This window comes from Promicromonospora sukumoe (genome assembly GCF_014137995.1).
Taxonomy (GTDB): Bacteria; Actinomycetota; Actinomycetes; order Actinomycetales; family Cellulomonadaceae; genus Promicromonospora; species Promicromonospora sukumoe.
In genome coordinates this window covers 406,342-427,529 of sequence record NZ_JACGWV010000003.1, presented here as the reverse complement: position 1 = coordinate 427,529, position 21,188 = coordinate 406,342, and the positions used below count along the sequence as shown (strand labels likewise).

Annotated in this window: 15 protein-coding genes and 1 pseudogene; 4 read left to right on the top strand and 12 right to left on the bottom strand. The window is 71.7% G+C overall.

Translation table 11 applies throughout. From position 1 onward, the window contains the following. Window positions 1-24: 24 nt before the first annotated feature. Both FHX71_RS25970 and FHX71_RS25965 read right to left on the bottom strand, forming a co-directional pair. Window positions 25-2,040 carry a DUF2264 domain-containing protein gene (locus tag FHX71_RS25970; protein WP_182620390.1) on the bottom strand — a complete coding sequence of 672 codons (2,016 nt, stop codon included), beginning with the start codon at window positions 2,038-2,040 and terminating at the stop codon, window positions 25-27. Then, window positions 2,037-3,059: a hydroxyacid dehydrogenase gene (locus tag FHX71_RS25965; protein WP_312877223.1), complete on the bottom strand. Its 1,023-nt coding sequence runs from the start codon at window positions 3,057-3,059 to the stop codon at window positions 2,037-2,039. The genes FHX71_RS25970 and FHX71_RS25965 overlap by 4 nt, the downstream gene beginning before the upstream one ends. Window positions 3,060-3,232: 173 nt before the next feature. On the opposite strand from FHX71_RS25965, the gene FHX71_RS25960 reads away from it, so the two are divergent. Together FHX71_RS25960 and FHX71_RS25955 are read left to right on the top strand one after the other, a co-directional pair. Continuing rightward, complete coding sequence (locus tag FHX71_RS25960) at window positions 3,233-5,224, top strand: heparinase II/III family protein (RefSeq protein ID WP_182620389.1); 1,992 nt, start codon at window positions 3,233-3,235, stop codon at window positions 5,222-5,224. Next, window positions 5,221-6,354 carry a substrate-binding domain-containing protein gene (locus tag FHX71_RS25955; RefSeq protein WP_182620388.1) on the top strand — a complete coding sequence of 378 codons (1,134 nt, stop codon included), beginning with the start codon at window positions 5,221-5,223 and terminating at the stop codon, window positions 6,352-6,354. Before FHX71_RS25960 ends, FHX71_RS25955 begins: the two co-directional genes overlap by 4 nt. Before the next feature lie 86 nt (window positions 6,355-6,440). Here the strand turns inward: FHX71_RS25955 and FHX71_RS25950 are convergent, their stop codons facing one another. Further along, window positions 6,441-7,496: an AAA family ATPase gene (locus FHX71_RS25950; protein ID WP_220490487.1), complete on the bottom strand. Its 1,056-nt coding sequence runs from the start codon at window positions 7,494-7,496 to the stop codon at window positions 6,441-6,443. Between the two features lie 441 nt (window positions 7,497-7,937). Between FHX71_RS25950 and FHX71_RS25945 the strand changes: the two genes are divergently transcribed. After that, window positions 7,938-9,380: an APC family permease gene (locus FHX71_RS25945; protein ID WP_182620387.1), complete on the top strand. Its 1,443-nt coding sequence runs from the start codon at window positions 7,938-7,940 to the stop codon at window positions 9,378-9,380. A gap of 306 nt (window positions 9,381-9,686) precedes the next feature. Continuing rightward, window positions 9,687-10,712, top strand: a complete 1,026-nt coding sequence (locus tag FHX71_RS25940; protein ID WP_182620386.1) for a LacI family DNA-binding transcriptional regulator — start codon at window positions 9,687-9,689, stop codon at window positions 10,710-10,712. A gap of 136 nt (window positions 10,713-10,848) precedes the next feature. Here the strand turns inward: FHX71_RS25940 and FHX71_RS25935 are convergent, their stop codons facing one another. From FHX71_RS25935 to FHX71_RS25900, 9 genes and pseudogenes are all read right to left on the bottom strand, one after another. Next, on the bottom strand, window positions 10,849-12,150 hold the full coding sequence (locus FHX71_RS25935; RefSeq protein ID WP_182620385.1) for a serine hydrolase domain-containing protein: 1,302 nt from the start codon (window positions 12,148-12,150) through the stop codon (window positions 10,849-10,851). Between the two features lie 213 nt (window positions 12,151-12,363). Continuing rightward, a pseudogene (locus FHX71_RS29880) lies at window positions 12,364-12,507 on the bottom strand (rhamnogalacturonan lyase family protein); the annotation flags it as partial. 165 nt (window positions 12,508-12,672) lie between these two features. Further along, window positions 12,673-13,767, bottom strand: coding sequence for a Gfo/Idh/MocA family protein (locus FHX71_RS25930; protein WP_182620384.1), 1,095 nt, complete (start codon window positions 13,765-13,767; stop codon window positions 12,673-12,675). Between the two features lie 547 nt (window positions 13,768-14,314). Next, window positions 14,315-15,820 carry a mannitol dehydrogenase family protein gene (locus tag FHX71_RS25925; protein WP_182620383.1) on the bottom strand — a complete coding sequence of 502 codons (1,506 nt, stop codon included), beginning with the start codon at window positions 15,818-15,820 and terminating at the stop codon, window positions 14,315-14,317. Beyond that, window positions 15,813-16,667, bottom strand: a complete 855-nt coding sequence (locus FHX71_RS25920) for an ABC transporter permease (RefSeq protein WP_182620382.1) — start codon at window positions 16,665-16,667, stop codon at window positions 15,813-15,815. Before FHX71_RS25920 ends, FHX71_RS25925 begins: the two co-directional genes overlap by 8 nt. Beyond that, window positions 16,667-17,593, bottom strand: coding sequence for an ABC transporter permease (locus FHX71_RS25915; protein WP_182620381.1), 927 nt, complete (start codon window positions 17,591-17,593; stop codon window positions 16,667-16,669). The genes FHX71_RS25920 and FHX71_RS25915 overlap by 1 nt, the downstream gene beginning before the upstream one ends. A 25-nt stretch (window positions 17,594-17,618) precedes the next feature. After that, on the bottom strand, window positions 17,619-18,812 hold the full coding sequence (locus tag FHX71_RS25910; protein WP_182620380.1) for an ABC transporter ATP-binding protein: 1,194 nt from the start codon (window positions 18,810-18,812) through the stop codon (window positions 17,619-17,621). Then, window positions 18,809-20,041 carry an extracellular solute-binding protein gene (locus FHX71_RS25905; protein WP_182620379.1) on the bottom strand — a complete coding sequence of 411 codons (1,233 nt, stop codon included), beginning with the start codon at window positions 20,039-20,041 and terminating at the stop codon, window positions 18,809-18,811. The genes FHX71_RS25910 and FHX71_RS25905 overlap by 4 nt, the downstream gene beginning before the upstream one ends. 54 nt (window positions 20,042-20,095) lie before the next feature. Next, window positions 20,096-21,085: a LacI family DNA-binding transcriptional regulator gene (locus FHX71_RS25900; protein WP_182620378.1), complete on the bottom strand. Its 990-nt coding sequence runs from the start codon at window positions 21,083-21,085 to the stop codon at window positions 20,096-20,098. Window positions 21,086-21,188: the final 103 nt, after the last annotated feature.

Genomic DNA, 21,188 nt, shown 5'->3' with positions numbered 1-21,188 from the left:
TGCGGGAACACCGGGTGCGCGTGGTCAGGGCAGGTCTGCCGTGGGCAGCTCTGCCGTGGTCCGTTCGCCGTCGGGCCAGGTCACGAGGGCCTGGTCGGCGGTGAGGTCGAGCTGGGGTGCGGCGGCCGGGGCCGTCGGGTCGGCCGGGTCGCCGGCGGCGGTCCGGCCGAGGTGGACGGCGACGGCGGTCCAGCCGTCCGGCACCGGGGCGTACCGCAGCCAGGGGGTGGTCGTCGGTCCGGCGAGCGGGGTGACGTCGTCGGCCGTGGTGGCCCCGCTGACCGGCGCGATGTCGCCCGCCAGCGGCACCAGGGCCGAGTCGAGCCCGGGCCCGGCGGCCCAGCCGCCGATGCGGAGCGCCGTCGCGCGGGGGTCCGCGCCGTCGGCGACCCGGACCAGCCGGACCTCCCAGGCGCCCCGGACGATCGAGACGGTGGTGACCCGCCCGGCCGCCGTGGCGACCCCGGGCCGCCCGGACCCGTGGTCGGGCGCGCCCGGATCGGCACGCACCCAGTGCACGGAAGCCACGGACCCCAGCCCCACCGCACCCGTTGAGTGCTGGGTATTCGCCCTGTCGGAGGGGTCCTGGGGGGCGAATATCCCGCACTCAACGGGGACGGGGGTGAAGCCGGTGCGGTGCGTGGCCTCGGCCGCCTCGTTCAGGAGGACCACCGACTGGTCCAGCGGGGAGCGCCAGGCGTCGGCGTCCAGCAGCGGGGACGTCGCCGTCGAGTAGCCGAGGCGCGCGTACAGGGGCGAGTCGCCGCCGTCCGCGCCGGGCAGGGCGTGGTCGGTGCCGTGGTTGATCACGCGCACGATGCCGTCGTCGCGCGTGGCGCTGATCGCCCAGCCGGGCGCCTCCGCCACGGTGAGCACGTCGCCGACGTCGACGGGCAGCGGCTCGGGCGCCGCCGTCCAGACCTCGTGCGAGGCGGGCAGCGCCAGGCCGAGCAGGCCCTTGCTCGCCCAGTACGGGGAGCCCGTGCCGCTGTACCGCTGCGCGATGGGGCGCCACGGGTGGTGCCAGCCGAGGGTCAGCAGGCCGTCGTCGCCCGGCACGTCGTGGTCGGCGAAGTGCCGCACGATGCGCGTCGCCGCCTCCCGGAGCTGCCCGGGGCGGCCCACGCCCGCGACGGCGCCGGCCCAGAACGGCGCGGCGGCCGCGAAGCGGTAGGTGAGGCTGCGGCCCTGCAGCAGCGGGGAGCCGTCGGCGCCGACGAGCGCGAGCGCGTCGTCCAGGTAGCGCGCCAGGTGCTCGCGGTCCGACGCCGACCGGACGGCCAGGTCGTCGCCCGCGGCGGCCGCGACCTCCGCGGCGCCGGACATCCGCGCCCAGAGCGCCGGGTACAGGTGCAGCGCCCAGCCCGCGTAGTGGTCGAAGCTGCGCTCAGGGCCGTCGGCGAACCAGCCGCCGGGCCGCCGGAACCGGTCGTGGGCGGCGAGGTCGCGCGCGACGTCGTCCGCGGAGAACGGGCCGCCGACCGAGCGCAGGAACGTCTCGACGACGATCCGGAACCAGACCCAGTTGTTGTCGGGGTAGGCGTCGTCGCCGACGACGGAGCCGAGGTACCCGATCACGTGCTCCTGCGCGGACGGCTCCATGCGGTCCCAGATCCAGGGCCGCGTGAGGTCGAGGATCAGCGCGAGCGAGGCGGCCTCGACCTTGGCCTGGCCGTGCTCCTCGGGCCGGGTCCAGCGCTCGGGGTGCGTCGGGTCGGTGCCCGCGGCCAGCCCGGCCGCGTAGCGCTCGGCCAGCCCCGTCGGGTCCGCGCCGTCCTCCCCCGCGAGCCGGAAGCCCGCGAGCAGGAAGGTGCGGGCGAAGCCCTCCAGACCGTCGACGGCGGTGCCGTACCCGCCCGGCGTGCCGGGCAGCGTGATGAGCGAGCCGCTCGGCGACGCGTACGGGCGGACGGCGGCCAGCAGCTTGTCGGCGTAGCCCGCGAGCCAGGCGCGGGCCTCGGGGCCGGAGGCGCCGGCGTTGGCCGGGCCGGCGCCGGGCGCGCCCGCGCCGGTCCGGGTCGATGCGATGTGGTCGGTCATGCGACGAACTCCATGTCCTCGCGCGTCACGGCGCTGCGGGACGACTCGCCCCGCGCGTACCGCTCCAGCTCGTCGAGCGCGGCCGCGGTCATGCGGCGCGCCTCCGTGCCGAGCGACCCCGCGACGTGCGGGGTGATCATGACGTTCGGCAGGTCGTACAGCACCGACGACGCCGGCAGCGGCTCCGGCTCGGTGACGTCGAGCATCGCGTAGATGCGCCCGGTGACACACTCGCGCTCCAGCGCCGCGGTGTCGACGACGGCGCCGCGCGCGGTGTTGATCAGCGTCGCGCCGTCGGGCAGCAGGGCGAGCTCGCGCGCGCCGATCAGGTTGCGCGTCGAGGGCAGCTCGGGGGCGTGCAAAGACACGATGTCGGACGCCGCGAGCAGCTCGTCGAGCGGCACCAGCCGCGCGCCGGCGTCGGCCACGGCGGCCGGGTCCGCGAGCGGGTCCGCCACGAGGATCTCGCGCGTCTCGGGGCCGGAGCCCGGCACGGTCAGCCGCGTCACGACCTGCCGCCCGGTCCGGGAGAAGCCGACGATCCCGACGACCCGGTCGCGGTTGGACAGCTCGCCGTGCTCGGTCAGGTAGGACCAGTCGTCGCGGCGCTTGCGCGCGATGTTCGCGAGGAACGGGGCCTTCTTGCCGGCCATGACGATCGCGGCGACCGTGAACTCCGCGACGGGCAGCGCGTTCTCGGCCACCGCGTTGGTCACGAGCAGCCCGCGGTCCCAGACGGCGTCGGACACGAGCGACCGCACCGAGCCCGCGCAGTGCACGACGGCGCGCAGGTTCGGCGCGAGGTCGAGCACGTCGGTGGTGAGCTGGGGGGCGCCCCACGAGGTGACGAGCACCTCGACGTCGGCCAGCCGGGCCTTCGCCTCGGGGGTGTCGTAGTCGGTCACACGAGCGGGCTCGCCGAGCCTCGCGATCGCACGCAGCCGGGAGTCCTCGTCCGGGCCGAACTGCATGCGCAGTGCCCGGTCGTCCATGACGAGCAGGGCCTCAGGTCGCCGCACCACCGCGCTCCTCTCCATCGAGTCCGCGTCCGCCTGACCGTTCAGACGAACAATTTCGATCACCTACGATCGAACGATGGCCCATTGAAGCCCACCATGCGGGCCGTTGGCAAGCCCCTGGCCTTCCGCGAAGAGTTCCTATACGATCATTTTCGATCATTGGAGATGTGCACATGACAGCACCGTCGCTGCCTGCGCCCGACGTCACGGCCCGGAGCTTCTGGGCCGGGCAGCGCGTGCGGGGCGCCCTCGCCCCCACGCTCGCCACGGCCGACGCCGAGCGCGGCACCCCCTGGCCACAGCCCCTGGCCTCGCAGTACGCGCGGTTCTTCCGCGACGGCGTCCGCACGGCCTACGAGGAGCAGGTCGCCGCCCGGCAGGCCCGGCTGACCCGCGCCACGCTCGCGGCGCTCGTCGAGCCGGACGACGCCCACGTCGACGAGGTGGTCGACGGCGTGCTGCTGCTGTGCGAGCAGTCGTCCTGGTGCTGGGCGGCGCACGACGACACCTTCGACCGGCTCGGCCGCGTCACTCCCACCGTCACCGAGCCGTACCTGGACCTCGGCGCGGGCGAGGTCGCCGCCCAGCTCGCCTGGGTCGACCACCTGCTCGGCCCGAGGCTCGACGAGCGGGCGCCGGGCGTGCGCTGGCGCGTCCGGCAGGAGACGCAGGCCCGGGTGCTGCGGCCCTTCACCGACCGGCGCGACTGGTGGTGGCTCGGCGTCGACCACCCGATCATGAACTGGAGCCCCTGGATCCAGGGCAACGTGCTCGCCGCCGCGCTCGCGCTGGAGGAGGACCCGTCCCGGCGCGCGGCCGTCGCCGGGCTCGTCGCCGAGGGGATCGCCGCGTACTGGGCGTCCCTGCCCGCCGACGGCGGGGTCGACGAGGGCTATCACTACTGGTGGCACGGCGCCGCCCGCGCGCTGGAGGCGCAGGACCTGCTCGCCTTCGCGGGGATCGACCCGGCCCCGGAGGCGCTGGCGCGGATCGGCGCGACCGTGGCGTTCCCGCACGCCATGCACCTGGGCGGGGACTGGTACGTCAACGTCGCCGACGGCGCCGCGCGGCCGCTCGCGACCTGGCCCTGGAACGTGGTGCACGCCTGGGCGCTGCGGGTGGGCGACGACGCGGCGGCTCAGCACGCGGCGTCGTACCGCGGGCGGCCCGACGGCCTGTTCGACGAGCGCGCCTCTTTGCCGCGCGCCGTCGGCCTGCTGTCCGGCTCCTGGGCGGACGCCCCCGCCGCCGCGCCGCCGCTCGTGGGGCGGTCCGTGTTCCCGGCGACGGGTGTCGCCGTCGCGCGGTCCGTGCCCGGTTCGGCGCGCGGGCTCGCGGTGTCGGTCAAGGGCGGGCACAACGACGAGAACCACAACCACGTCGACGTCGGCTCGGTGATCGTGGCGCTCGACGGGGTGCCCGTCGTCGTCGACGCCGGCAAGCCCACCTACCGCGCGGGCACGTTCGGCCCCGACCGCTACGACCTGTGGGTGGTGCGCGGCGACTGGCACAACGTGCCGCGGGTCCGCGGCGTGGAGCAGGCGCCGGGCGCGGAGTACGCCGCCCGGGCGTTCGAGGTGTCGGACGGCGGTGCTGGTGCCGCCGCGGCCGCCGTCGGACAGGACGCCGAACGTAGAGTTGGTCGCTCTCTCAGCCCCGATGAAGCGACCAGCTCTACGTTCGATTCCCCGCCCGACGGCGGGACTGCGGCGGGTTGGCGGGCGCGGATCGAGCTGGGTGGGGCCTATCCCGTGGACGGGCTCGTCGAGTGGTGGCGGGAGGTGGCGCTGCAGCCCGGCACGGAGACCGTGACCGTCGTCGACTCCTGGGCGTTCTCCCCCGAGGCGACGAACGATCCGGACGGGCCGACGGCGTGGCACTGGCTGCTCGCCGGCGACGTCGTGCTCACGAACGGCCGGGCCGTCGCCCGGTTCGCCCCCGGCAGCACCCCGGGCACCCCGCCCGGGCGCGCCCTCGCCATCACCTGGGACCCCGCGGCCGTGGACGCGGCGCTCGACGTGCGCGCGCTCGACGACCCCGAGCTGACCGCCGTATGGGGTGAACACCTGACGAGATTGCGCCTCACGGCGCGCTCAGAGGCGCCGTCGGGCTCGTTCCAGGTCACCATGAGACCCATCGGGTCAGGAATGCAGGAGGACGCATGACGCACGAAGCGCCGCTCCCGAGCGAGCGTCGGGAGCGCCTGATCTCGCGGGTGCGGGAGACCGGGTCGGCACGGGTGAGCGACCTGTCGCGCTGGCTCGGCGTGACACCGGTGACCGTGCGGCGCGACCTCGCGCTGCTCGTCCTGGAGGGCACGCTGGAGAAGGTGCACGGCGGCGCCCGCATCCCGGCGCGCGCGCCGGGCAGGCAGGAGACCGAGGACGCCGCCGACGTCGGGCAGCCGACCATCGGCGTCGTCGTGCCCTCGCTCGACTACTACTGGCCCGAGGTGATCCGCGGCGCGCGCGCCGCCGCGCACGGGACCGCGCGGCTGATCCTGCGCGGCGGCTCGTACGACGTGGACCAGATCCGGCACCAGCTCACGGCGCTCGTCGGCGACGACGGCGGCCCCGGGGTCGACGGCCTGCTCGTGGCCCCGCCCGTCGACGGGCCCGACGCGACGGCGCTGGGCGACTGGCTCGCCGACCTGGACCTGCCCGTGGTGCTGATGGAGCGCCGCCTGGCGGCGGGCCCGTACCGCGAGCCGCTGGAGTCGGTGGCGACGGACCACGCACTGGGCTCGGGCACGGCGGCGCGCCACCTCGCGGAGCGCGGGCACCGGCAGGTGGGGCTCGTGACGTCGCGGACCAGCCCGACGTCGGCCGCCGTCCGCCGGGGGTTCTGCACGGTGGCCGACGAGCTGGGGCTCGACGTGGTGCTCGACCTGGAGACCGTGCCGCTGTCCGACGCCGGCTGGGCCGGCGACGCGGAATCGGTGCTCGACAAGTGCGCGGAGACGGGCGTCACGGCGCTCCTGGTGCACTCCGACCGCGAGGCGATCTCGCTGGTGGAGCAGGCCCGGGAGCGCGGTGTGCGCGTGCCCGCGGACCTCGCGGTGGTCGCCTACGACGACGAGGTGGCCGGCCTGGCCGACCCCCCGCTCACCGCGGTGAGCCCGCCGAAGGCCGCGATCGGCGCCGGCGCGGTGGAGCTGCTGACGCGCCGGCTGGGCATCGCCGGGGCCGACGGCAACGGCGTCGCGGCGGGCGCCGGGCTGGGCGCCGACCGTCCGGTGCACCGGATCGAGCTGAGCCCCCGCCTGAACGTCCGGGCGTCGAGCGGCGCCCGCTGACACTAACGGCGCCCGGCCCCCCAGCCAGCAACCACAAGCTCGGTTAAGCCCGCCCTCTTCCGAAGCAAAGCCAAGGAGACAAGGATCTAGAGAAACCATCCCAGCACAAAGAGAACAACGCCGAGGACAATCGGCAGAACTAGCCGTCGCGGGCCGGTAACGCCGAACGCAGCACCGAATGCAGCAAAAACCAGAGCTACCATTCCCGCGGTCCCCGCAAGCAATCGTAAAGCGCCCTCGACTTCGAACTGTTGTGAAATTTGGACCGTTGTGACAATAAAAGCGATGACCGCAGCGAGAAGGCCTAGGCTCGCGAGCGACTCGGACCGGAGTTTTCCAATCTCAGCAGCATACTCTTTCCTGATAGAACTCCCTTCTTCATTAAGCCGATCAGACATCTCCTCCGACCACTTCTCGGCATATTCGTCCGATCGCTCTCGAATTGCAGCCACTTCTTTACGCAGGGCAATATCTGCCCGAATCCGCTGATACTCGATCACTCGGATTGGATAGACCTGACTGGTCGAATCCTCTAGGTCGATCGCCCTCTGGATCGATTTTTGAGCCGCATCAAATTCTCCAAGCAAGGCCGCGTACTGTGCTCTCACCGCGCGATTTCGGGGCACATCAGGCGCGGACTCGATCGCACGATCCACGCGCTCCAATGTCGACTGCAACTCTTCACTCGCGACTTCGCCACCGCTGAAACCAAATTCGGCCAAGAGCCGAGCATGGTGCACGACCAGCGAAGAGTTGAATGGGTATGCGTCCATCGCGGTCTGGGCGTGCTGGATCGCGCGCGCAAGGTCAGGTCCGGCAGCATCGAGCATCGCAAGGTCTGAAGCGAGCAGAGCACTCATCGGCTCGTCAGAATAACGGTGAGCAAAACGGTCGAAGGTCTTTCGATATAGGGAGGGGTCAAGGTGTCGCCGATGGCGGGCCAACAGCACATACAGGATATTGAATCCCTGAGAAGATCCTCGATCGCTCTCCATGAACGCTTCGAGCGAGGCAACCTCCGAGCCAATGAGAGACTCACTCACTACTGCAGCCGCAGCATGATAATCGGAAGACGCAGTGGAAGGAATGGAGGCAAGCGCTTTGACCAGTTTAGACGGCAGCACTGGAATATTCTGGGACACCACACCTCATCGGAAGATTCGAAGCCTGCTCTTAAAGAACCTCCACAGCGGGGGGATCGAGCCGGCGACTACGGGTGTCCGTGTTTACCACACACCAGGGACGGCCGGAAGCCTGCCGGCCACACTAGGCACCGATGGCATCGCGCGATAACCGGGTCCACCTGAGTGGACGAGCTAGAGCCGCGATCCGAGTCGGTCGCGCCGAGTTGGCCATCGGCCAAGCAGCAACAGGAGGTTGTAACGAGAACCTGTGCGCGCACAGGGCAGCTCGCGAAAACTCGACGCCCTAGCCGCCACGCGCAGGTCAGAGCGTCAAGAAGTACCGGCGCGTCCGTTGCCGAGTTGTGCCCCTTACGGAACTCTTGACCGATCAGGGGTGAAACTGCCCGCAGCGCACGGAGGCGGCCCGACGACGTGCCGCCTCAAGAACGGAGGCCACGGATGAGCCAGCCAACGGCCGAGGAGCACGCAGCCCTCGGCGAGGAACCGACCGAGCTCAAGCGGGTGATGGGGCCCAAGCTCCTCCTTCTCTTCATCGTGGGCGACATCCTCGGGACGGGCATCTACGCGCTCACCGGCAAGGTGGCCGGCCAGGTCGGCGGCGCGGCGTGGGCGCCCTTCGTCGTGGCGTTCGCCATCGCGCTCATCACCGCGTTCTCGTACCTCGAGCTGGTGACCAAGTACCCGCGGGCGGCGGGCGCGGCGCTCTACACGCACAAGGCGTTCGGGGTCCACCTGCTCACGTTCATGGTCTGCTACACGGTCATGTGCTCGGGCATCACGTCGGCGTCGACGGCGTCCCGGGCGTTCGCCTCGAACCTCGCCGTGGGCTTCGGGCTCGACGCCGACAACGCGACCCTCGTCATCACGGTCGCCCTGGTCTTCATGGGTGTGGTCGCCGCCGTGAACCTGCGCGGCGTCGGCGAGAGCGTCAAGGCGAACATCTTCCTGACGCTCGTCGAGCTGTCCGGCCTGCTGCTCGTGATCATGATCGGGTTCTACGCGGCGTTCGCCGGCCAGGTCGACTTCTCCCGGACGATCGTGTTCGAGGACCCGAACGACAAGGGCGCCTTCTTCGCCGTCACGGCCGCGACCGCCCTGGCCTTCTTCGCGATGGTCGGCTTCGAGGACTCCGTGAACATGGCCGAGGAGACGCACGACCCGGTCCGGAACTTCCCCAAGATGATGATCGCCGGCATCGGCATCACCGGGGTCATCTACGTGCTCGTCTCCCTGTTCGCCGTCGCCATCGTGCCGGTCGGCATCCTGGCGGAGAGCGAGACACCGCTGGTGACCGTGGTCGAGACTGCGGCGCCGGGCATCCCGGCGGGCGACATCCTCCCGTTCATCTCGATGTTCGCCGTGGCCAACTCGGCCCTGATCAACATGCTCATGGCCAGCCGCCTGCTGTACGGCATGGCCAAGCAGAACGTGCTGCCCGGTGTGCTGGGGCGGGTGGGCGCGCGCCGGCAGACGCCGTGGGTGGCCATCCTCGTCACGACGGCGATCTCGTTCGGCCTGATCTACTTCGTCAGCCGGGACCCGGACAACGACGTCGTCGCGGCGCTCGGCGACACCACCGCGCTGCTGCTGCTCGGGGTGTTCGCCATCGTCAACGTCTGCGTGCTGGTGCTGCGCCGCGACCCGATCGACCGGAGGCACTTCGTGGCGCCCACCGTGCTGCCGATCGTCGGCGCGATCGCCTGCGCGTTCTTCGTCGGCCCCTGGACCGGGCGCGACCCGCTCACCTACACGATCGCGGGCTGGCTGCTCGGCATCGGGCTGGTGCTGTGGGTGCTGACGTGGCTCACGAACCGAATCGTGGGGCAGCGCGAGAACACAGACGTCGAGGCCCTGAACGAGCGGGAGGGCGGCGTCAACTAAGGGGTCTGTCCCCTGTCGCGATCCTCCTGCTGTCCCCGTCTCCTTCGAGACCTATGTTTCTTCGCTTTGGGCAGCCCCAAAGCGAAGAAACATAGGTCTCGAAGGAGAACAGCGGCCGGGGTTGACGACAGTGAGCCGGTCAGCGATTCTCGGGACGGTCCAGCTTTGACCGGGCCGAACCCGACAGTGGCGCGAGCCCAGATCTCACGATGCGTGGGCCGGCCGGAATTCTCGACGTGCCGGTCCTACTGAACCACTCATGGCCTGAAACGATTCATAATAAGGTCTCACGCAAGGAGACGTCCCATGGCCCAGGCCGTTCACCGTCGAGCATCCATCGCTGACGTCGCACGTGCGGCGGGTGTATCCGTCGGCACGGTCTCCAACGTGCTCAACCGACCCGATCGAGTATTGCCGGGTACCCGCGGCCGCGTACAGGCAGCCATCAGCGAGCTGAGCTTCGTGCGCAACGGGTCTGCAAGGCAACTAAGAGCAGGAACTATCACCACGATCGGCGCCGTCGTCCTGGACATCGCCAAACCGTTCTTCACGAACATGGCGCGTGGCATCCAGGAGCGCCTGGACCAGAGAGACTTCACACTCATGGTCGCGTCGTCGGACGACGACCCCGACCGCGAGCAGCGCTACCTGCGCCTGTTCGAGGAGCACGGCGTGCAGGGCGTCATGGTGGTGCCGGCCACGGACGACATCGAGCACCTGCTCGCCGTCCGCCGGCGCGGCACCGGGGTCGTGCTGCTGGACCGCCCGTCGTCGGACCCGAGCATCTCGTCCGTCGCCGTCGACGACGTCCGCGGCGGCGAGCTCGCCGCGCGGCACCTGCTCGACGAGGGGCACACCCGGATCGTCTTCCTCAACGGCCCGCACACGATCCGGCAGTGCGCCGACCGGTACGAGGGCGTGGTCAAGGAGCTGGTCGCCGCCGGGCTCGACCCCGCGACCGCGCTGGTCGAGATCACGGTGTCCAGCCTGAACGCCGAGGGCGGGGAGGCCGCGATCCGCGGGCTGCTGGAGTCGGGCGACCGGCCCACCGCCGTCTTCTGCGTCAACGACCTGGTCGCGCTGGGCGTGCTGCGCACGATGCGCACGGAGAACATCGCCGTCCCCGCCGACGTCGCGGTCGTGGGGTACGACGACGTCGCGTTCGCCGCCGAGCTGTCCACGCCCCTGACGTCGGTGCGCCAACCGACCCACGAGCTCGGCGCCCGCGCGGCGGACCTGCTGCTGAACGGGCCGGACGCGCCGGCCGAGCACGTGATGTTCCAGCCGACGCTGGTGGTCCGCGCGTCGAGCACCCCCACCCCGCCGCAGTAGAACCAGGGCGAAGTAGAACCAGGGCGAGATAACTGCAGCGAAGTAGAACCGCAGCGTGTGCTGCGGTTCTACTTCGCTGGGGTTCTATCTCGCTGCAGTTCTATCTCGCCCTGGTTCTATCTCGGCGGGGTGGGTGTCAGCAGGATGCCGTGAACATCGGGACCAGCAGGTCGGTGAGGTCGTACAGCGCCTCCTGGTCGAGCGTCATGTTCCGCCCGGTGACCCCGAAGGTGACCTGCCGCTCGCCGTCGAGCGAGGTGAGGTTGTAGCTCAGCGTGCCGAAGCTCGCGCCGTCGTGCCCGTACAGGTACTCGCCGGGCACGCACGGGTCGGGCACGCGGTAGGTGCCCAGGCCGTACTCGATCGGCTCGGCGCTGCGCGGCGTCAGCATGTCGGTGATGGTCGCGGGCGAGACCAGCTCGCCGGTGACCAGGGCCTCGTTGAAGGCCGCGAGGTCCTTGGTCGTGCTAGTGACGGCGCCCGCGGCGCGGAACAGCGTCGGGTCGAAGTGCTCGACCGAGTACCAGCCGGCGGTGCCGGGGCCCATCCAGGCGGCGTCCGCCAGGAGCGCCCCGCGCTTGTGGGGGCCCTCCGGGTAGTCGGTCGACCGCATGCCGGCCGGCTCGAACACGCGCTCCTCCAGGAGCTCGTCGAGGTCGGTCTTGTTCACCTTCTCCAGCATCATCCCGAGCGTGACGAACCCGGCGTTGGAGTAGGAGAAGCCCGTGCCCGGCTCCAGCATCCAGGGCGCGGTGTGCGCGGCCCGGACGTGGTCGCCGTCGGAGTAGTGGTCGCCCAGCACCTCGAAGTACTCGTCGATGTCGGCCGGGTCCTGCATCTTGTCGAGGATCAGGTACTCCGACGCCGTCGGGGCGCCCGACGTGTGGCTGAGCAGCTGCTCGATCGTCACGTCGCGCGGCAGGGCGCCGGGCAGCACGTCCTCGACGCTGGTGTCGAGCGTCCAGGTGCCCTTCTCGATCTCCTGCATGACCAGCGTGGCGATCATCGGCTTGGTGTTGCTGGCCGCGCGGAACGGGTCGGAGGTCCGGGCTCGCGCGTGGCCCCCGAGCTCGCGGACGCCGTCGGCTCCGGCCCAGGTCAGGTCCGGCGTCTCGACCCGCGCGGTGACGGCGACGGCGCCGTCGTCCACCAGGGCGGACACGGCCCGGTCGAGCTCGCGGCGGATGCCGGCGTCCGTCGTCGTCCGCGCGCGGGCGGCGGGCGCGGAGGCGGCCTGCTCGGCTGCCTCCAGCACCTGCTGCGACAGCGCCAGGGCGTCGTCGGCGGTCGGCACGTCCAGGGGGTTCGCGGGCGTCGTGGTGGTCGCGGGGGCCGACGGCGCGGCCTGCGCCGCCGTCACCGCGCCCGCCCCGGTGAGCGGCAGGGCGCCCGCCACCACCACGCCCAGGGCTGCTCTGACTCGGCGGTTCGCCTTCATAGGGATGCTCCTTCGTCTCGGCACCCCGTCAGTCTGCTGGGGAGCGGGCGAAAGCTGATCCCCCGCAAGAAGGACATTCTGACCGGGCACTCCACCCTGCGGGTGAGCACATTGGGAGGAGGGCGCCGAGAACGCGAGATCGGTCGGTTGCCCTGAGATCGGTCCGTCAACCGACCGGTCTCAAGGCAACCGACCGAAGTCAGTCCCTAAGCCTCAGCGGCGGCCCGGGACCGGGACCGTGGACCAGTCCGTGTCCGAGGCTAGGTAGAAGCTGGGGTACGACGGCTGGTTGTACGTCGTCTGCTGCCGCGCCACCTCGACCCGGTACTGCGGGTCCTGCATCAGAGCTGGGCGAGCGTAGTCCGCAGCCTGAGGTCGGGATCCATGCGAGCTGTGTCACTGCAAGCCGGGGGAGTCCCATGACAAAGGTGAGCGCTCACTCGGGCGCTACAGAAGGACAACGCCTACGTTCGGCGCCAGCCAGCGGGGGCATCTGGGGAGCGGTGGTCGGCCGTCACGGGATCAGGGGGTCGTGGCCTTCAGCGGGGGCCAGCTCGGGCCCGTGCCGCGCATCGACTCGTGGAACGGGTCGCCCGTGCCAATCTCGCCCGCACGAACGACCGAACCCGTGAACGCCGACCGGTAGATCGCGGCGACGAGCTCCAGCGTGCCGCGGGTGTCGGCCACGGTCACCGGCGGCGCCTCGCCCGCGGCGAACGCCCGGTAGGTCGGCACGAGCTGGGCGAGGTGCCCCGAGGGCAGGGCCTCGGGGTCGGGCTGCCACAGCTGCGCGACGTCGTCCCGGTCGGCCGCGGGCGTGAACGTCCAGTCCGCGTCCGTGTACCCGTACAGGTGCGACAGCTCGATCGTCGCGGCCTCGGTGTCGAACCGCAGGTCAGAGGTCTCCCGCGGGGACAGCAGCGAGTTGGTGATCGTGGCCATCGCGCCGCTCGCGAACCGGACGATCGCCATCGAGACGTCCTCGGTGTCCACGTGCCGGGCCAGCCGGCCCGCCATGGCCGTCACCTCGGACCACGGCCCGAGCGTCGCCAGCAGCAGGTCGAACTGGTGGATGCCGTGCCCCATCGTGGGGCCGCCGCCCTCGGTGTCCCAGCGGCCGCGCCACGGCACCTCGAAGTACGCGGGCCCGCGGAACCACAGCGTGTCGCAGGTCGCGACGAGCGGGCGACCCAGCGCGCCGTCGTCGAGCAGACGGCGCAGCAGGCGCGCGCCGTGCCCGAACCGGTGCTGCACCACCTGCGTGAACGACGCCGTCGAGGCGGCCTCGGCCTCCGCGATGCGGTCGATCTCGGCGAGGGACAGCGTGGCGGGCTTCTCGACCACCACGTGCACGCCCGCCTTGAGCGCGGCCACGGCGACGTCGGCGTGCACGCCCGGCGGCGTGCAGACGTGCAGCACGTCGGTCTCGCCCAGCACGTCCTCCAGGGAGGTCCCGTGCCCGGGGACGCCGTACTCGCGGGCGAACTCCTCCGCCCGCGCCGCGTCGATGTCGACGGCGTGCACCAGGGTCGCGTCCACGCCGTGCGCCGGCAGGTCCGCGATCGCTCGTGCGTGGGCCCCGGCAATGGCACCTGTGCCCAGGATCGTGACTCTCATCGTGCTCCGTCCTCGTCGACGCGTGTGATCGATCACCCGACCGTACAGGCACGACCTCGTCGCACCGGTCCGCAGGCACCCTACCCGCGGCGTCGACCGTTGGAAAGGGCTTTCCCGGCGTCGGGCCTCGGAATGGGACGTACGGGCGCGCACCCCTATCTCCTTCGAGACCTACGTTTCTTCGCTTTGAAGCGGCCCAAAGCGAAGAAACCTAGGTCTCGAAGGAGAGGAGACACGGCGGCCTGACCGACCAGCCGGATCCGACCCACCTAGATCCGACCGGGGCGAGCCGTACGGGCGCCCGCCCGCTCTCCTTCGAGACCTAAGTTTCTTGGCTTTGGATCGCCCCAAAGCCAAGAAACTTAGGTCTCGAAGGGGAGGGAGCTCAGCGACCCGACGGTCGACCGGGATGTTCCCCCCAGCCCGACCGACCAGCCGGATTAGACCCAGCCCGACCCAGCCAGACCTGACCTGACCTGACCAGCCAGACCCGACCAGCCCGGGACGACCCGGCCCCGACCCAGCCAGTCAGGCCGCCCCGGCCAGGTCAGCCGATGACAGAGTCGATCTCCGACGCCACCGCGTCGACGAAGCTCTCCGGCGTCCCCGGCGGCAGCAGGCCCGGCAGCGCCAGCAGCGCCCGGAAGTCCTCCTCGATGCCGGCCAACCCCTCGACGTCGCCGAGCCCGTCCGAGCCGCCCGGCACCTCGGCGGCGCCGACCAGCGCCTCGAGCTCCGCGGCGCGCGGGTCGTCGACGCCCTCGCCGGAACGCGTCCGGCGTCGGACGAACTCGGCCCACGCGGCCAGGCCGAACGCCACCCCCTCCGGCTCCCGCCCCGCGGCCAGCGAGTCCGCGAGGACGCCGCCCCAGCGGAACGGGATCTTCTGGGTGCCGTCCATCGCCACCTGCGCCGTGGTGTGCCCCGTGTGCGGGTTCGCGAACCGGGCGAGGATCTGCTCGCCGTACTGCCGCAGGTCCAGGCCCTCGGGCGCGGTGAGCGTCGGCAGCGCGTCGTCGAACAGGTACTGCCGCGCCCGCTCGGCGATCTCGGGGTCGGTCACGCCGCCAGCGATCGTCGAGTGACCCGCGAGCCAGCCCGCGTACGCGACCAGCGAGTGCGTGCCGTTGAGCAGCCGCAGCTTGGCCTGCTCGAAGGGCGCGACGTCCTTGGTGAGCGTGGCGCCCGCCGCCTCCCACGCGGGGCGCGGCCCGGCGAAGCGGTCCTCGATCACCCACTGCGCGAACGGCTCGCCCACCACGAGGCCCTCGTCCCGCACGCCGAGCGTCTGCTCCACCTGGTCGCGCTGCTCCGGGGTGGTCGCCGGCACGATCCGGTCGACCATGGAGCACGGGAACGTGACGCTCTGGTCGAGGAACGCGCGCAGGACGTCGCCCTCGGGCCCGGGCAGGGCCGCGTCCGCGGCCTCGCGCACCAGGCGTTCGAGCACGCGCCCGTTGTCGACCATGTTGTCGCAGGTCAGCACCGTGATCGGCACGCCAGAGACGGCGCGCGCGGCGAGGCCGCGCACCAGCAGACCGATGGCCGACGCCGCCGGCTGCACCCCGCCGTCGGCCGCAGCAGCACCCCCCGCACCAGCAGCGAGCGCCTCAAGGTCCCCCCGCACGGCGTCGGCGTCGAGCGACCCGTCGGGCCGCCGGGCGTACCCCTTCTCGGTGATCGTCAGCGTGACCACGTGGGTGGTCGGCGCCGCGATCGTGGCGAGCACGCGCCCGGTCTCCTCGGCGGGGTAGGCGACGTCGACGACGGAGCCGATCAGCTCGACCGACGACTCCTGCTCGCCCGCGGTGAGCACCGTGTACACGCCGCCCTGGGGGCGGAGCTGGTCGCGCACGGTCGCGGACCGCTGGGTGACGCCCAGGATGCCCCAGGTGGTGTCGCCCGTCGCGATGGCGGCGCGTTCCGTGTAGACGGCCTGGTGCGCCCGGTGGAACGCGCCGATGCCGAGGTGGACTATCCCCACCGCCGTCGGCATCACGGGTGCGTCGATGCCGCCCGGGAGGTGGTCCCGGTGCAGGCGGTCCTCAGTCATCACGTGTCTCCTTGACTTGTGCCACGAGCTGCGTCGGGTTCACGAACCGCAGCGCCACCACGAGCATGACGAGCATCGTCGCGGTGTAGATCACCGACAGGGCCGAGATGAGCTGTCTCGCCTCACCGCCGCCGGCTGCCGTCATGCCACGGTAGATGGCGACGACGAGTGTGTCCGAACCAGGGCCCGACACGAGGAACGTCAGCTCGAAGAGACCGACGGTCCGTACCAGCACCAGGATGGCCGCCGCGAGGATACCCGGCACGAGCAGCGGGGCCAGGACGCGGGTGAACACCTGCCAGGTCCGGGCCCCGCACATCCGCGCGGCGGACTCGATGGCGGGGTTGATCTGCTCGATGAACGGCGTCATCGTCAGGATCACGAACGGGACGGACGGCACGAGGTTGACCAGCACGACGGCGGTCAGCGTGCGGCCCAGCCCGAACGAGTACATGACGGTGGCGAGCGGGATGCCGTAGGTGATGGGCGGCATGAGCACCGGCAGCAGGAACAGCAGCATGACGGCACGCTTGCCCGGGAAGTCGCGGCGGGCCAGCACGTACGCGGCGGGCACGCCCACCAGCACCGAGATGACGACGACGAGCACGGCGACGCCGACGGTCACGCCGATGACCTCGCCCAGCGCGAACCGGTCCCAGGCCTCGGCGTAGCGCTCGGTGGTCAGGCCGTCGGGCAGCCAGGTGTCGAACCACTGGCGGCCGAACGAGTCGACCACGACGGCGACGAGGATGCCGAGCAGGAACACCCCGAACGCCGTCATGCCCGCCCAGACGAACCAGGTGGACGGTCGCGCGGCGAGCGGCCGCTCCAGCGATGTCGTGGCCATCAGCCCTTCCCTCCCGTGGTCCCGCGGTACAGCAGCGAGCGCAGGCCCAGCACGGCGACGACGACGAGCAGCTCGACGGCGCCCATCATCAGCGCGATGGTCGACGCCATGGCGTAGTCGTTCTGCTCCCCGAACGCCCGGAACGCCATGAGGGACATGACCCGGGTCTCGCCCATGGCATCACCGACCAGCCGCGCCGACGGGAACACCGAGAAGGCGAGCACGAAGGTGAGCACGAACGTCGTGGCGAGGCCGGGCGCGAGCAGCGGCAGGACGATCCGCCGGAACCGCTGCCACCAGCCGGCACCGAGCGTCTTGGCGGCCTGCTCCAGCGACGGGTCGATGCCCGACAGGTAGGACGAGATGAGCAGGAACGCGAACGGGAAGCCGGTGATGACCAGGGAGAACATGACGCCCAGGTAGTTGTTCACCAGCTTGAGCGGCTCGTCGATCAGGCCGAATTCCAGCAGCACCCGGTTGATCCAGCCCTGCCGCCCCGCGAAGATCAGCAGCCCCTGCGCGGTGAGCACGGTGCCCAGGGTGATCGGCAGCACGAGCAGCGACGTCAGCAGCCGCTTGCCGCGGAAGCGGTGCCGCAGCACCATCGCCACCGGGACCGACGCCAGCACGTTGAACAGCGCCGCGGGCAGGGCCAGCCGCATCGTGAGCCACACGGAGTCGAACACGAACGGGTCGCGGAAGAACGCGACGTAGTTGGCGAAGATCCCGCCGCCCCACTGCTCCTGCATCGCCGCCGTGGGCTGGACCGTGAGCCCGATCCCGTACGAGAACGGGTACACGAACAGCGCGACGGCGACCACGAGCCCCGGCAGGAGCAGGAGCAGTACCGGGTCCACGCCCCGCTCGGCAAGGCGGTGCCGCAGGCTCGCGGTCGCGCGCCCGGGCCGCTGCCCGACGGCGCTCACGGCGTGCCTCCCCGGCGGGCGCGGCTCACGCCGCCACCTCCTGCGCCTGCGGGACGACGGCGTCCAACGCCTCCGGGAACACGAGCACCCGGTCGACAGGGGCGGTCAGGGTGACCGCGCCGCCGACGTCGGGCGCCGTCGTCGAACGGGCGTGGAGCATGGTGTCCCCGGCCTGGACGCCGACGGCGAACTCCCGCCCGTGGTACTCGACCACGGCGACGGAACCCGGGACGGAACCCCCACCGCTGGTCGAGCCACCATCGCTGGTCGAGCTTGTCGAGACCCGGGTTTCGACAGGCTCAACCCGCGAACCGGGCTCGACCCGCGAGGCCGCCACGACCGTGAAGTCCTCCGGCCGCACCGCGACCCGCACCCGGTCCCCCGCCCCCAGGCCGCCGACGGCACGACCGATGAGCCGCACGCCGGCATCGGCGATGCCCGGCAGCTCCACGACAACCTCGCCCCCGGCCACCGACACCACCGTCGCGGGCAGGATGTTCCGGTACCCCATGAAGTCGGCGACGTACCAGCTCGTCGGGCTCTCGTAGAGCTCGTCGGGCGTGCCGACCTGCTGCACGCGGCCCTCGCGCATCACGACCAGGCGGTCGGCCAGGGACAGCGCCTCCTCCTGGTCGTGCGTCACGTAGATCGTCGTGAGGCCGAGCGACTGGTGCAGCCGCCGGATCTCGGTGCGCATGTCGAGCCGCAGCTTCGCGTCGAGGTTCGACAGCGGCTCGTCCATGAGCACCAGCGACGGTTCGAGCACCACCGCGCGGGCGATGGCGACGCGCTGCTGCTGCCCGCCCGAGAGCTGCCCGGGCAGCTTGCGGGCGTGCTCCCCGAGCTTGACCAGCTCGATCGCGGCGCGCACCCGCGCGTCGACCTCGGCCCGCGGCACGCCCTGCATCTGCAGCCCGAACGCGACGTTCTTGGCCACGCTGAGGTGCGGGAACAGGGCGTACGACTGGAAGACCATGCCGAACCCGCGCCGTTCCGGGGGCAGCGTGTCGATCCGCTTCCCGTCGAGCCGGATCTCGCCGTGCGTCAGCGGCAGCAGGCCGGCCAGGCAGTTGAGCGCCGTCGACTTGCCGCAGCCGGACGGCCCCAGCAGGGCGACGAACTCGCCCGCCTTGATCGTCAGGTCCAGCCCGGACAGCGCGTCCACCCCGCCGAACCGGCGTCCGACGCCCCGCAGCTCCAGGGACTCGAAGTCGCTCATCCCGCGTCTTCCTCCACCTTGCCGCCGCCGACCTCACGGTCCCAGAGGTCGAACGCGGTCACCATGGAGTCCGCGTCGAGCGGGACGACGGCGTCCTGCGACTCGATGAGCTCGTCGAACAGCGGGCGGCCGAACTCCTCGATCACGTCCTGCGACTCCTGCGGCGCGAGGTCGAGCGTCGCGCCCTCGACGGCCGGGCCGGGGTAGAAGTAGCCGGCGTCGTACGCCTTGGCGTTCTGCTCGGGCGTGAGCATGTCCTGGAGCAGCAGCAGGATCGCGCTGATCTTGTCGGCGCTCTGGCCCTTCGGGATCGCGGCGTAGTGCGCGTCGGTGACCCACGTGAAGTCGTCGAACGCGGCGGCCTCCAGCGTGTCGGGGAGCTGCCCCTCGGCGCGCGGCGCGATGTCCCAGCCGGTCGTCGTGGGGATCATCGACCAGGTGCCGTCGGCCATGTTGGTCACGACCTGGCCGGTGCCCGTCGGGTAGGTGTCGACGTACTGGCCGAGTTCTTTGAGGTATGCCCAGGTCTTGTCCCAGCCGTTCTCGGGATCGCTCGGGTCCTCGTCGCCCAGGATGTAGGGCAGGCCCATGAGGAAGGTGCGGCCGGGGCCGGAGTTCGCGGGGCGCGCGTACCCGAACTTGCCCGGGTTGGCCTCCGCCCACTCCAGCAGCTCCTCGGGCGTGGCCGGCGGCGTGCCGACCACCTCGGGGTCGTACTGGAGCAGCGGGCCGGACGGGTAGTACGTGGTCACGACGCCGTAGCCCTCGGCGAGCTCCTGCATGTTCGCGGCGGGCTCCAGGTAGTTCTCCTGGTTGGTCAGCCGGTCGCCGTAGTCGTCCACGAGGGGGATCCACAGGTCCTGGCCGATGCCGGCCGCGAGCCCGTCGTTGCCCGTGAACACGACGTCGATGGAGAGGTTGCCGCTGTCCACCTGCGGCTTGACGATGCCCGTGACGTCGGGCGCGCCGCCCGTCTCCCAGGTGACCGACTCGATCACGTCCGGGTTGTTCTCGACGAACTCGTCGACCATGCCCTCGGTGAGCCGCTGGTTGCCCGCGACGTCGAGGATGTTCAGGGTGACCGGCTCCGACGGCGTGTCGGGGACCTCCGACGCGTCGGTCACGGCGCCGCCGCTCTCCCCACCGGGAGGTGCGGGCGGGGCGCACGCGGTGAGCAGGGCCAGCGCGGCGACGCCGGCGAGCGCCACCGCCTTCTTCGAGGTACGCATGGTGCCTTCCTCTCTCCCGGGCTCCGTCGCCCGGGGTTGGTGGCCGGGACGGCCTCAGTCGGCCGTCCCGGCCGGTACGGGTCCTGAGGACCCGCGGATCGTGAGCTCCACGGGGAGCTGGACGTTCGCCGGCGTGCCGCCGCGCAGGCGCGCGAGCAGCAGGTCGACGGCGCGCCGGCCCAGGCGGGCCAGCGGCGCGTGCACGGTGGTCAGGTCGGGCGAGAACAGGGTGGCGAGCTGGACGTCGTCGAACCCGACGACGGACATCCGGCCGGGCACGTCGACGCCGCGGCGGCGCAGCCGGTCCAGGATGCCGAGCGCCATCAGGTCGTTGAACGCGACGACGGCGGTGACGCCGCTCGCGAGCGCGTGGTCGGCCGCCTGGGTGCCGCCCGCGAAGTACGGCTGGAAGGTGCCGAGCTGCACCAGCTCCAGGTCCCAGCGGCGGGCGGCGTCGATCAGCCCGGCGACGCGCCGTCGGCCGGACCACGACGACGGCGGGCCCGCTGCGACGCCCACCGACCGGTGCCCGAGCGCGTGCAGGTGCCCGAGGATCTGGGCCACGCCGTCGGCGTCGTCGACGGCGATGAACGGGAGGTCCCCGGACAGCTCCCGGTTGGCCAGGACCGCGGTGACGCCCACCAGCGCGGCGCGCAGCTCGGCCTCGCCCGAGCGCGGCGAGGCGACGAGCAGGCCGTCCGTGCGGGCGGCGAGCGCGCCGATCAGCTCGGGCTCGACGTCGGGGTCCTCGTCCGTGTCGGCCACGAACACCTCGTAGCCCTCCGCGCGGGCCCGGGCCTGCACGCTCTTGGTCACGGACGCGAAGTACGGGTTCTCCAGGTCGGGAACCAGCAGGCCGACGGCGTGCGTGCGGCCCAGCCGCAGGCCGCTCGCGGTGGGGTTGGGCCGGTAGCCGAGCTCGGCGGCGACCCGGACGACGCGGTCGCGCGTCGCGGCCGCGACCCGTTCGGGAGCGGTCAGGGCGCGGGAGACGGTGGAGATCGAGACGCCGGCGGCACGCGCGACGTCGTGCACCGTGACCATGCCACCTCCAGGCGATTCGCGACACTGCGAACGTTTGCGCTCTATCGTAGGGTTTGGCTGCAAACGTTCGCAACGCCCGATTCTTTACGTCCGTATGGCGACC